Origin of the sequence: Paenibacillus sp. Soil724D2 (assembly GCF_001427935.1) — a bacterium.
Lineage (GTDB): Bacteria > Bacillota > Bacilli > Paenibacillales > NBRC-103111 > Paenibacillus_E.
This window is the reverse complement of record NZ_LMRY01000045.1, coordinates 212,177-224,402: the sequence shown is the minus strand read 5'-3', so window position 1 is coordinate 224,402 and position 12,226 is coordinate 212,177. Positions and strand designations below refer to the sequence as shown.

Sequence of the window (12,226 nt, the reverse complement as noted above, 5' to 3'; positions counted from 1 at the left end):
CATGTAGAATGGACTTTAAAAGCAGAGTGTTACTGGAAATAAGGGAGTCTGTGTCGTCTCTCCCTCTTTTTCAGCTTCCTGATGATTTGGCGATGGTAAGACAAAGCCCTTTGCCGCAATCTTTGAAGTCTGAGTTTGTTCGGATCAGCGACCGTACAATTTCCGGTGCAGGTAAACAAGAAATGCTGATCAAAGTTTTCGAACCGGCTCAAAGGGATGAGACGAACCTGCCTGTTTTACTTTGGATTCATGGCGGAGGATATGTGTTAGGCCACCCTAACGGTGAACAAAGTCTCTGTGAAAGTTTTGTTAAGGCTGCCGACTGTATTGTCATTTCCCCCGATTACCGGCTTGCCCCTGAACACCCGTTTCCGGCGGCAATTGAAGACTGCTATGCTGCTTTGAAGTGGATAATTGGTGCCGCGAAGGAATGGAATATCGATTTGTCGAGGATTGCGATTGGGGGAGGAAGCGCGGGCGGAGGGTTGACCTCAGCATTGGCGCTGATGGCTCGCGATAAGGGAGGACCCCCTATCTGTTTCCAAATGCCGTTATACCCGATGATCGACGATCGGAATGTTACGCCTTCTAGCCATGAAATTACGGATCCTGCCGTTTGGAACAGGGCCAACAATCTGGCGGCTTGGAAGATGTACCTTGGCGAACCTGCCGATGGCGACATTTCTCCGTATGCGGCGCCAATTAGAGCGAAGGACCTGACCGGTCTTCCTCCCACATATACATGTGTAGGCCAGCTTGACCCGTTCCGCGACGAGACAATTGAGTATGTTGCACGGCTTGCCCAAGCCGGCGTCGACGTGGAATTTCATTTGTATCCCGGATGTTATCATGCCTTCGAACACGTTGTACCCGAAGCGGAAGTCAGCCAACGTACCCGGAACGGCTATGCGAATGCTTTGGCAAGAGCTTTTCAGCGTTGATTTTTATTTGAAATTGTGTCAACCGGTTAGTATACTTTCGATGGTATTTAGTAAAGCTGTATCATGATTTTAATAGGTTTTATCGGTGAAGGGAGGCTTATGCCTCTTTTCATTTATTTTCGCATTATGTTTTGAAAAATCATATAATGGAATCGAAAAATGTTCTTTTAATGAGGAAGGGTGACATGCTTAAGAGTACAAAGCCGGTTTCGTTCGTTTACAAATTTTCACTTCAAATTACGTTGATATTGGCCATACTTGTCGCGGTTCTGATCATCAGCAATGTATATTCCTTCAATGTGGTCGAAACGAATATCGTGAATAACTCCAAATATACCATGGGGATTCACATTACGAATATCCAAAATCGTTTAAACAGCGTCTCCAAAGATTTAAACGAAGTATTTGAAAATCATATCGACGATGTCGTTGTGTATCCGAAAAAAGATGAGAGCAACAAATACTTCGATGCCTTGCGATTAAAAAATGCATTGCTCTCGAAAGTGTCAAATAACGAAAGCATAGATGCATTATTTATTTTGGAGCCCAGTGAACATCTCTTTTTGATTCAGTTCGGCAAAAACATACTTTCTAATGAAAATCAAACATTATCCGATTATTTAAAGAGTGAACAATTCGCGGGGAATACGGCGATCGGAAGAGAATGGTCCTCGATTCAAGTGAATGGAATAAGTTATGAAATAAAAAGCTTCAAGGTGTCGGACATCATGATTGGCGCAGCTGTAAAAGCGGACACCTTGATGAATGTTGTGAAAAAAACGTCAAATTCCCAAAACCATTATGGATTGACGGATAAAAACGGAGAGTTGCTTTCTGCGACCGATCCATTCATTAATCAGTTGAGCCCTCTGCCGGATACTGGTAAAACTTCGTACAAGCTCGATGATGGCAAATATTTTATCATTTCAGAGGACATTCCAGAGATCGGGAAACTTTCGAATCTGATTGAACGGAAGAGCGTTTTATCTGGGCTGGATTTTTTCCAATGGGTGATTGTTTCTCTTGGCGTCGTTTCCTTAATTATCGTGCCTGCTGTATTAACTTCGCTTTCACGCGAAATGATTAAGCCTGTTCTTGAACTTGTCAAAGCGACGAAAGAATTGGAGAAGGGAAACTGGGACTACCAGCTGCCGCTGCATAAAGCGTCCATCGAGTTCGCCAAGCTCTTTCATTCATTTACGTCGATGACGAAAGAAATCAAACAGTTAAAGATCCATTCCTATGAAGAGAAGCTGGAACGAAACAAAGCTGAGCTCAAGTATCTTCAAATGCAAATAAAGCCACATTTTTTCTTGAATGCCATTACGACCGTCTCAAGCCTTACGTATCAAAATAAAAACGAAGAAATCAGGAAACTTATCAACTACTTGTCGGAGCATCTCAGATATATGTTCAAGGGAGGCTTGGTAAACGTAACGGTAAGGGAAGAAATCGATCACGTGACCAATTACATTCACTTGCAAGAGATCAAATTCCCCAATCACATTTTCCATATGATCGAAATCGAACCCAATTTGGAATTGCACATACTGCCGCAATTTCTGATACAAACCTTTATTGAAAATATTTTTAAGCATGCGTTAGTTTACGGAGATATTTTGTCGATATTTATTAAAGTGGAAACGTATTCTTATCATCACGAGGACTTTATTAAAATTACCTTAGAAGATAATGGGGAAGGGTTTCCTGATGAAATCATAGAAGAAGTGAATGCCGCCGGTACGCGTGTCAATGAAACGGGGCAAAGAATCGGCATTTCCAATATCAAAAAAACGCTGAGTCTACTTTATAAAAGGGATAATTTGTTGCATATTTCCAAGAATGAACCGTCTGGGGCAAGGGTGGAAATTTTGATTCCTATTCAGTCATCTATGGATCAGACTTAGGAGGGAACGTATTGAAGTGTCTCATGATTGATGATGATATTCCTACTATTGAGGTCATGCGTGACTTCATCAACTGGAGTTCATTGGGGATTGGATCCGTAATAACGGCGTATAATATTGCGGATGCCAAACTTCTTATTGAAGAAGGTAAACCGGATATCATCATTTGTGATATCGAAATGCCCAAAGGCACAGGTCTTGACATGATCAAATGGGTAAGGGATAACCATCATGATTGTGCATTTATTTTTTTTACTTGTCATGAAAATTTTGAATTCGCGTCGACGGCAATCTCTTACAATACGGATGCTTACTTAATCAAGCCTTTTGATAAAAGTAAGGTCGAAGCGGCACTAGCCAAAACAATAAATACGCTAAGGGCGAAAAATCGGCTGCAGGCATACAGCCAATTCGGTGCCAGTTGGTTAAAAAATAAATCGTTTGTCGAGCAAAGCTTTTGGAGGGAGATTTTATTTGCCCAAATTTCCCCCCGCATAGATTTGATTCATGGCGAAATCCGGAAGAGAGACCTATCTCTAGAGTTGGAACATGGGTACTTTCTAGTACTAACGAGCATCGGCAAATCGGATATTGAGGATAGCTGGAATGAAAGCACCTTCATCTATGCGTTTTCCAATCTAACTTCAGAAACGATGCTTGATAACCTGCATCTTAGTCATGTTATCAATTATCAGCAAGACGATCGTTACTATATGGCGACGATCATCAGGGGCAGTAGTTCGCTGGAAGAGATTGCAACGAGATGCCGTCAGCAAATCCGTTATTGTCGGGATTACTTTCAGTGTACGGCGACCTGTTATATCAGTAAGAAAGTATCGATCGATTTGTTGAATGCAACTAGAGCTATATTGGAGGTCATGGACAGGAACAACATTATTCATAAGGGTAATGTTCATTGCCAAGAAGACCGCTTTGATTATGAAACGAATGAATCCTATACGCTGGATGTGAACGGATTCGAATCCTTATTTATCGAAGGCGAAAAAGTGCAAATCGTGAACAAGCTAAAAAAAGATCTCGAATCGTTGGCCAAAAGCAATAAACTTGACGCGGGCATCCTTCATTCGATCAAGCAGGATTTTATGCAGCTTGTATATTCGATCCTGTATAAAAATAAAATACTTGCGCATAAGTTGTTTTCCGATCATATCTCCGGCATCTTGCTGCAGAAATCCGAACATAGTGTCATGGACATGATGAAATGGGCTGCTTTCGTAACCAATAAAACAATCGATTATATAAGAGAAGTGAAACAGTCCGAAAGTGTTGTAGAGAAGGCGAAAACGTTTATACACAATAATTACCATCTGGAACTGAATCGCGAGGATGTTGCGGCCAGCGTCTATTTATCGCCCGATTATCTTGCGAAAATGTTTAAAAACAAGACAGGATTATCGATGAAAGATTACCTGAATGAGCATCGTATCCTTATAGCAAAAGAACGGCTCATCCAAGGAAACGAGAGTATTGGAACGATTGCCGTCGAGATTGGTTTTGACAGCATCTCCTATTTCTCAACGGTTTTCAAAAAAATAACGGGTGAAACTCCGAATGCTTTTAGAGCCAAACATAAACAATAAGTCAAAAGGGGCCGATTGGGCCTTTTTCTTTTGGCGACATCACTGATTTTCAAAAAAAAAGCGCTGATTTTTTAAAGATTAACATACCGATAAGGATTAAAATGAAATCGTATTCAGAAACTACTTCAGGAGGCTTCAAAATATGAAAAGGACAAGGGGTATCTTAGCATCAGTCATGTCTGTAGCACTGTTCGGCACCGTTCTGACAGCTTGCACGACCGGAACTGGCAATTCGACCGAAACAACCGGTTCTAAGTCGGGTGGGACCAGCAGCAAGATGGAAAAGGTTGTTATAGCCTTGCCGTCATTCAATAAAATTCCCGATGATATGAGCAACATTAACGACGCGATCAACAAAATTACAACAAAGAAAATTAATGTGCAAGTGGACTTTAAAGTGTACGGGCCTGCAGACTACGGGCAAAAAGTAAATTTGGCGCTTCAAAGCGGCGAGCAGTTGGATTTGTTCACCAGCCCAGGCCAATTCCCAAGTTATGCTGCTAAAAAACAGCTCTATCCGCTGGAGGATTTAATCAGCAAATACGGCCAGGAAACAAAAACGATTCTGGACAAAGACTTCGGTGAAGGACTGCTGAAAGCAACAACGATGAACGGGCATATTTATGGAATTCCCGCCAATAAAGGGATGTCGGTTCCGCTAAACTTTGTATATAACGCCGATTTGTTAAAAGAAACGGGTTTTACAGCAGATGATATGAAGTCGGTCAATGATTTGCCAAAAATATTCGACGCTTTGATGAAAAAGCACCCGGATGTCGTGCCTTTCGCTCCGATTAATGTCAATCCAAGCGATACCAATCTGGTTAGACTATTAAGAGGAACAAATGACATCGATCTGTTAACCGATGAATCAGGAATCGGGGTAGTTGTAGGAAATAGCAATAAAGTAGTCAATCTTTATGAAACGGATATTTTTAAAAACGGCGTTAACATGATGAGAGATTGGTACAAGAAAGGCTATTTGCAAAAAGATGCAGCCACAACCTCAACAAACTTTGCTGACTTGGCTTCGTCGGGACGCGGATTTTCCACTCTGGGTGGTTATAGCGGTATGGAAGCCGGCAAAGCATTAAGCGCTCAGACTGGTAAAAATATCGTTATGAAACGGATTTCTCCATTTTATTTTGATACGCAAGCTGTAGACTTCGTTGTATGGATGATGTCAAGTACGACCAAAGTACCTGAGGCTGCTATGAAACTCTTGAATTTAACCTATACGGATAAGGATCTATTAAATACGATGCTTTATGGGGTCGAAGGTCGGGACTATGTAAAGGTGGACGATCACCACGTTAAATATCCGGATGGAAAAGATGCTGCAACCGTACCGTATACGGCACAGCTATCTTCCGGTATTCTCGGCTCTGAGTCGCTTCAGTATCAAATTGAAGGCACGGATTGGAAGGATACCGAATTTAAACTGAAGGAGAACAAAGAAACGAAGAGGTCGCCATACTTTGGATTCATCTTCGACCAATCTTCCGTAAAAACGGAGTTAAGTACAGTAAACAATGTGGTTAATCAATACATTCCTGGTTTGATTACTGGCGTATTGGATCCGGAAACAACCATTCCCAAATTTGTAAAAGCATTGAATGATGCAGGGGCGCAAACCATCATTCAGAAAAAGCAGGAGCAACTGGACAAATGGATTGCTGAGCAGAAAAAATAAAAAAATGGTGAGGAATGGAGCCGGAAACTGCTCCATTCTGTCTTCCTTAGGGGGGGAGTGGCATGGAGAAGCCAATAAAAAAATACAGGAAGAAAGTTAGCAATACGTTGCCGCTTTTACTGATTGCGGCTCCCGGCTTGTTATACTTGTTGATCAATAATTACATTCCGATGTTTGGAGTATTTATCGCCTTCAAAGATGTAGATTTTGCCAAAGGCCTATTCGGAAGCGATTGGGTCGGGTTGAAAAATTTCGAGTTTTTATTCCGGACTTCCGATGCGTGGATAATGACAAGAAATACGATTCTTTACAACGTCGCATTTATCATTCTCGGAACCATCGTTTCTATATTCATCGCGATTCTGATGGCAGAGCTGTTGAATAAGTTTTATTCGAAGTTTTTCCAGTCCGGTTTAGTTCTTCCGAACCTGGTATCTATGGTCATCGTATCTTTTCTCGCATTTGCTTACTTGAATGCCGACAGCGGGTTTATCAACCATTCGATTTTAGAGCCGCTTGGCATACCGGCTATCAATTGGTATTCGGAGTCTAAATATTGGCCATTCATCCTTGTTATCATACAGCTTTGGAAGACGGCGGGATACGGTTCAATCGTTTACTTCGGATTTATTGCAGGAATCGATAAAAGTATTTATGAAGCCGCTAAAATTGACGGCGCAGGCAAACTCAGACAAATTTTTATGATCACCTTGCCTTTGCTTACGCCAACTATTATCTTACTAGGTTTAATGTCTGTAGGAAGAATATTCAATTCCGATTTCGGACTCTTTTATCAAGTACCTTTGAATGCGGGTGCTTTATACAGCACGACACAAACCATTGATACTTATGTTTATCGTGCTCTCATGCAGGTTAACGATATTGGCATGTCGGCGGCGGCTGGTCTTTATCAGTCATTGGTAGGCCTTATTCTTGTCATTGTAGCCAATGGCATTGTAAGGAGAGTAAATTCCGACAATGCACTGTTTTAGGGGGGATCCATCATGACGAGTTTACAATCAAGAGGAGAACGGGCATTTACGATATTCTCTGCAGCAGCAATGACCTTGGTGACCGTTTTTGCTTTTTTACCTTTTATATTGATGCTGCTGGCATCGTTTACCGATGAAAAGACGCTAATAAGAGACGGATATAGCTATTTCCCAAATAAAATGAGCATCGATGCCTACGTATACTTGTTCAGCAATATGTCGACCTTTGTGAGAGCATACGGAGTCTCGATTTTTGTGACTGTTGTCGGTACCGTCATCAGCCTTGCCATTACGGCTATGCTTGCCTATCCAATGTCGCGGAAAGATTTCAAGTATCATAATGTCCTTGCATTTCTCGTATTTTTCACCATGTTGTTTAACGGAGGCATCGTACCTTCCTACATGATGTGGACCAAAGTGTTTGCGATTAAGGATACGTTAGCCGCATTGATCGTACCGAATTTGCTAATGAATGGTTTCAATGTTCTGCTGGTAAGGAATTTCTATAAGCATAATGTGCCTGCTGCGCTTATCGAATCGGCTCAAATCGACGGAGCTAGCGAAATAAGAACATTCTACAGCATTATGCTGCCGCTTTCGGTTCCGGTTATGGCAACGGTCGGTTTGTTTACTGGACTTGCCTACTGGAACGATTGGATTAATGCTTTATACTTCGTCACGAAGCCTCAGTATTATGGCATTCAGAATTTGTTGATCCGTTTGATGAATAATATTCAGTTTTTAAAATCGAGCCAGGCAAGCAGCTTGCTAGGCGCCGGTGCAGCCGAGCTTCCGACCACAGCGGTACGTATGGCTATGGGGGTTGTCGGAATCGTGCCCATCTTGATCGTACTGCCTTTTTTGCAGAAATATTTGACCAAGGGCGTCGTTGTCGGTGCCGTAAAAGGTTAATCACGTTATGAAACGAAGGAGGGGTATGGCATGAATGTTCAACAGGTAATTGATGCAGTTATTTCGGATTCTTGCGGCACTTTCAGGCTGGAAAAAACAGGAGATGTACTCGTATCCGGAAGTCCGGATACAGAGGTAACCGGTATTGTAACGACGTTTATGGCAACCGTCGATGTGATTCATCAGGCTATCGCTTGCGGGGCTAATATGATTATTACACACGAGCCTACCTTCTATACAGGGATAGATGAATTGGACTGGCTCCAAGACGACCCTGTATATCAGGCAAAGCGAAAATTGTTAGAGGATCACCAGATTGCGGTCTGGCGCTACCATGATTATATGCACATGGCAAAGACGGACCGAATTTATGATGGACTGATTAAGGAGCTCGGCTGGGAAGACAATTTGCTGGAAAAGCATCCGCCGCACACGTACCAAATTGCCGAGGTCACTTTGACTGAGTTGTCCGGCTTCTTTAAAGATAAATTGGGGATGAATGTCCTACAAATCGTAGGCGATCTCGAGATGAAGTGTTCCAGAGTCGGAATTTTGGTAGGCGGAGGCAGTTTGGGTCTTGGTAGAGAGCAAATGCCTATGGAACTGATGCGAAATAAGAACCTGGATGTCATCGTCTGCGGTGAAATCGTGGAATGGACACTTTGCGCCTATGTCAACGATGCTCGTATGCTCGGACTTCAAAAAGCGATGATCGTCATAGGCCATGAGCGGAGCGAGGAATGGGGAATGAAGTTTATGGCCGAGTGGCTGAAGCCGTTGGCTGGTGGACTCCCGGTTACTTTTGTCGATGCGAAGGAGCCGTTTCTTTATCTGTAAGACGAGGGCATAGTCCTTAAATGAGAGAAAAGGAGAATGGATACAATGGCGACACTGCAGGTTCATTTTTACTCGAAGGCTTTACGGAGAGAAGTCACGTTCAATGCGCTTGTTCCGTTGGATGATTTTGATTTTCCGGGAATGCCAAAAGCAGAGAAGAAGCCGCTTAAAGCGCTCTATTTGTTGAACGGATATTCAGGGAGCCATTCAGATTGGATCAGCTTCTCGAGAATTCGGGAGTTATCCGACAAACACCGTATTGCGGTTTTTATGCCGGCCGGGGAAAACCACTTTTATCTGGATGATGTAGATAAAGGGTCATTATACGGAGAATACGTCGGAAAAGAACTGGTGGAGTTTACACGGAAAATGTTCCCGCTATCCGATCAAAGGGAAGATACCTTTATTGGAGGTTTATCCATGGGCGGGTACGGAGCCATTCGGAACGGCTTCAAATATGCAGAGCATTTTAGCCAGATTATCGCTTTGTCTTCGGCCATTATTACCTATAAGATTGCTAACGCAAGTAGCGACTATACGGACGGCATAGCGGACTATAAATATTTTACGAGAGTATTCGGCGACTTGGATCAGCTTCAAGGAAGCGATAAAGACCCGGAGGCTCTGGCCCTGGGCTTGAAAGAGAAGAAGTCGGCGATTCCAGCGATCTACATGGCTTGCGGTACAGAAGATTTTTTACTGGACGTCAATCAGAGATTTCATGATTTTTTAGTTTCGGAACAGGTTGAGCATACATATGTGGAAAGCCAGGGGGGACATACCTGGGACTTTTGGAATGAATACATTGAAAAAGCTATATTGTGGGCGATTCAATAAAGAATCAGGAGATGGCAAACGTGTTTGAATTCGAGGCTAGCATACCGTTAAGCGATAAGAAGCACGATGTTTTGACTGTTGGCGAGCTTCTTATCGATATGATGACAACGGAATATGACGATAGCGATACATGTGATACGTACCAAAAGTTATTTGGGGGTTCTCCTTCCAATATTGCATTAAATGTAAAAAAATTAGGGATCACCCCTCTTGTAGCTTCTGCAGTCGGAGATGACGGGTTGGGCAGATTTCTCGTCGATCAACTGCAGCAAGCGGGTATCGCTACGGATCTCATTCAACGTGTCGATGATTCAACGAGCATGGTGGTTGTAACCAAAAGTGTTTCTACACCGATTCCGATATTTTATCGGGGGGCGGATTATCAATTAGTTTATACATCCGGGCTGGAGGAAGCCATAATTTACTCCAAAATCGTCCATTTCTCCTGTTGGCCTATATCAAGGATTCCGTCCCGCTATACAATCGAAAGTGTGATGGATACGGTGCGAAAACACGGTATTTTGACAGGTTTCGACCCTAACTATCATCCGATGATATGGCAAAAGGGCGAGAATGGGATTGACTATGTAAAATCTATCATCGGTAAAGTTGATATTGTCAAGCCTTCAGAGGATGATGCGGAGAGATTGTTTGGGAAAGCGGAACCTGAGCGTTATCTCGATTATTTCTTAGAACTGGGTGCAAAGCTGGTTATTTTGACATTAGGGAAGGATGGCGCCCTCGTTTCAAATGGAAAAGAGACGCTTGCATTCAACTCTCTAGCTACTCAGGTTGTTGATACTACTGGAGCCGGAGATGCATTTTGGTCAGGATTTTATACGGCGCTCGTCAAAGGTTATCCGTTGAAACAAGCTCTTTCCCTGGGATTTGCCGTCAGTGCCTATAAATTAAAGTACACCGGAGCCATAGTGGATTTACCGCATCTGGAGTTTATCAAAGAAAAATACGGACTATAGGGGATTATTTTATGTCAGTAAAAAATCAAGTGCAGTTGATCACGTATCCCGATTCCTTGGGCGGTGATTTGAAGACGCTGAAGCAGGTGCTCTTTCAACATTTTTCTGATGTGTTTAGGGGCGGCGTTCATATTTTGCCTCCTTTCCCGTCTTCCGGAGACAGAGGCTTTGCCCCGCTCACCTACCTTGAAATTGAGCCGAGCTTCGGCACATGGGACGATATTAGAGCCATTGGAGAACGGTTCGATATATTGGTCGATGTGATGGTTAACCATATTTCAAGGCAGTCCGAATATTTCCAGGATTTCCTCAGAAAGGGGCGTCAATCGGAATATGCCGACTTCTTTCTAACCTTGGATAAAATATGGGAGGATGGCAAGCCTGTTCAAGAAGATATTGACAACATGTTTCTGCGCAGACCGGTTCCTTATTCTACTTTTACCATTGAAGAAACCGGTGAGGAAGAGAAGGTGTGGACGACATTCGGCAAGCAGGATCCATCCGAACAGATTGATCTAGATATTCGGTCATATGGTGTAAAGCAGTTGCTGGTCGATATTTTCAATAATTTCAAGCAGCAGAATGTCAAAATCGTTCGTTTGGATGCAGTCGGATACATGATAAAGAAGCTGGGAACAAGCTGTTTTTTTGTCGAGCCGGACATCTACGAATTTCTTGATTGGATGATGGCAGTTGCGAAAGCGCTGGACATCGAATTACTACCTGAGGTTCACGCTCATTACACCATTCAGTACAAGCTTGCTGAACATGGCTGCTGGATTTACGATTTTATACTGCCATATACGGTCCTCGATACTTTGGTACATAAATCTAACGAGCGTCTCAATCAGTATTTGAAGACTCGTCCTGATAAACAGTTTACTATGCTTGACTGTCACGATGGTATACCTGTAAAGCCGGACATGGACGATTTGATTAATACGAAAGAAGCAAGAAAATTGGTGGATCTATGCTTGGAAAGAGGATCAAATCTTAGTCTTATTGTATCCGATCAGCATAAGGCAGAAGATGGTTTCGATGTTCATCAAATCAGATGTTCTTTTTACTCCGTTCTCGGATGTGACGACGATGCCTATTTAGCGGCAAGAGCTATCCAATTCTTTGTGCCGGGAATCCCTCAAGTCTACTATGTCGGACTGCTGGCGGGAGAAAACGATCTTGAGGGCGTAATGAGGACCGGTGAAGGAAGAGAAATCAACCGGCATAACTTCAGCCTTGATGAAATTGAACAGTCGCTAGAGAATGAAGTTGTCCAAAGATTGATTACGCTCATTCGGTTCAGAAATGAATATGATGCTTTTGGCGGCGAGTTTGTTGTTATTCCTTCGGCGCAAGATGAAGTTCGGTTGGCTTGGCGCAAGGACGATAAGGAGTGCCGGCTCTTTATAGATCTGCAAACTTGCAAGACAATGATTGAATACATCGGCGAGAACGGTGAATTAACCCAATATGCCGTATAGTTCAAGGTAGAATCGGAGGCGCATACCAAACAGGTATACGCCTCTTTA

Annotated in this window: 10 protein-coding genes; all 10 read left to right on the top strand. The window is 42.9% G+C overall.

Annotated elements, in window-relative coordinates:
- The first annotated feature begins 8 nt into the window (after positions 1-8).
- The 10 genes from ASG85_RS27790 to gtfA all read left to right on the top strand — a co-directional run bounded on the left by ASG85_RS27790 (position 9) and on the right by gtfA (position 12,178).
- Positions 9-941 (top strand): alpha/beta hydrolase, encoded by a 933-nt coding sequence (locus ASG85_RS27790; protein WP_060648400.1) that lies wholly within the window; start codon positions 9-11, stop codon positions 939-941.
- Positions 942-1,126: 185 nt separating this feature from the next.
- Complete coding sequence (locus ASG85_RS27785) at positions 1,127-2,848, top strand: sensor histidine kinase (protein WP_060648399.1); 1,722 nt, start codon at positions 1,127-1,129, stop codon at positions 2,846-2,848.
- Between the two features lie 11 nt (positions 2,849-2,859).
- A complete protein-coding gene (locus tag ASG85_RS27780) occupies positions 2,860-4,449 on the top strand; it encodes a helix-turn-helix domain-containing protein (protein WP_060648398.1) in 1,590 nt (529 codons plus the stop codon).
- A gap of 142 nt (positions 4,450-4,591) precedes the next feature.
- Positions 4,592-6,142 carry an ABC transporter substrate-binding protein gene (locus tag ASG85_RS27775; protein ID WP_060648397.1) on the top strand — a complete coding sequence of 517 codons (1,551 nt, stop codon included), beginning with the start codon at positions 4,592-4,594 and terminating at the stop codon, positions 6,140-6,142.
- 62 nt (positions 6,143-6,204) lie between these two features.
- Complete coding sequence (locus ASG85_RS27770) at positions 6,205-7,134, top strand: ABC transporter permease (RefSeq protein WP_060648396.1); 930 nt, start codon at positions 6,205-6,207, stop codon at positions 7,132-7,134.
- Positions 7,135-7,146: 12 nt separating this feature from the next.
- Complete coding sequence (locus tag ASG85_RS27765) at positions 7,147-8,046, top strand: carbohydrate ABC transporter permease (RefSeq protein WP_057305808.1); 900 nt, start codon at positions 7,147-7,149, stop codon at positions 8,044-8,046.
- Positions 8,047-8,076: 30 nt separating this feature from the next.
- On the top strand, positions 8,077-8,883 hold the full coding sequence (locus ASG85_RS27760) for a Nif3-like dinuclear metal center hexameric protein (protein WP_060648395.1): 807 nt from the start codon (positions 8,077-8,079) through the stop codon (positions 8,881-8,883).
- A 45-nt stretch (positions 8,884-8,928) separates the two neighbouring features.
- On the top strand, positions 8,929-9,720 hold the full coding sequence (locus tag ASG85_RS27755) for an alpha/beta hydrolase (RefSeq protein WP_060648394.1): 792 nt from the start codon (positions 8,929-8,931) through the stop codon (positions 9,718-9,720).
- Positions 9,721-9,740: 20 nt separating this feature from the next.
- Positions 9,741-10,697: a carbohydrate kinase family protein gene (locus ASG85_RS27750; RefSeq protein ID WP_235550236.1), complete on the top strand. Its 957-nt coding sequence runs from the start codon at positions 9,741-9,743 to the stop codon at positions 10,695-10,697.
- An 11-nt stretch (positions 10,698-10,708) separates the two neighbouring features.
- Positions 10,709-12,178 (top strand): sucrose phosphorylase, encoded by a 1,470-nt coding sequence (gene gtfA, locus ASG85_RS27745; RefSeq protein ID WP_060648392.1) that lies wholly within the window; start codon positions 10,709-10,711, stop codon positions 12,176-12,178.
- The last annotated feature ends 48 nt before the right edge of the window (positions 12,179-12,226 follow it).

Excerpts from the sequence above, each read along its gene's own strand:
- ASG85_RS27775 (WP_060648397.1), top strand. The coding sequence starts at position 4,592 with ATGAAAAGGACAAGGGGTATCTTAGCATCAGTCATGTCTGTAGCACTG.
- gtfA (WP_060648392.1), top strand. The coding sequence starts at position 10,709 with ATGTCAGTAAAAAATCAAGTGCAGTTGATCACGTATCCCGATTCCTTG.
- ASG85_RS27790 (WP_060648400.1), top strand. The coding sequence starts at position 9 with ATGGACTTTAAAAGCAGAGTGTTACTGGAAATAAGGGAGTCTGTGTCG.
- ASG85_RS27760 (WP_060648395.1), top strand. The coding sequence starts at position 8,077 with ATGAATGTTCAACAGGTAATTGATGCAGTTATTTCGGATTCTTGCGGC.
- ASG85_RS27785 (WP_060648399.1), top strand. The coding sequence starts at position 1,127 with ATGCTTAAGAGTACAAAGCCGGTTTCGTTCGTTTACAAATTTTCACTT.
- ASG85_RS27765 (WP_057305808.1), top strand. The coding sequence starts at position 7,147 with ATGACGAGTTTACAATCAAGAGGAGAACGGGCATTTACGATATTCTCT.
- ASG85_RS27770 (WP_060648396.1), top strand. The coding sequence starts at position 6,205 with ATGGAGAAGCCAATAAAAAAATACAGGAAGAAAGTTAGCAATACGTTG.
- ASG85_RS27755 (WP_060648394.1), top strand. The coding sequence starts at position 8,929 with ATGGCGACACTGCAGGTTCATTTTTACTCGAAGGCTTTACGGAGAGAA.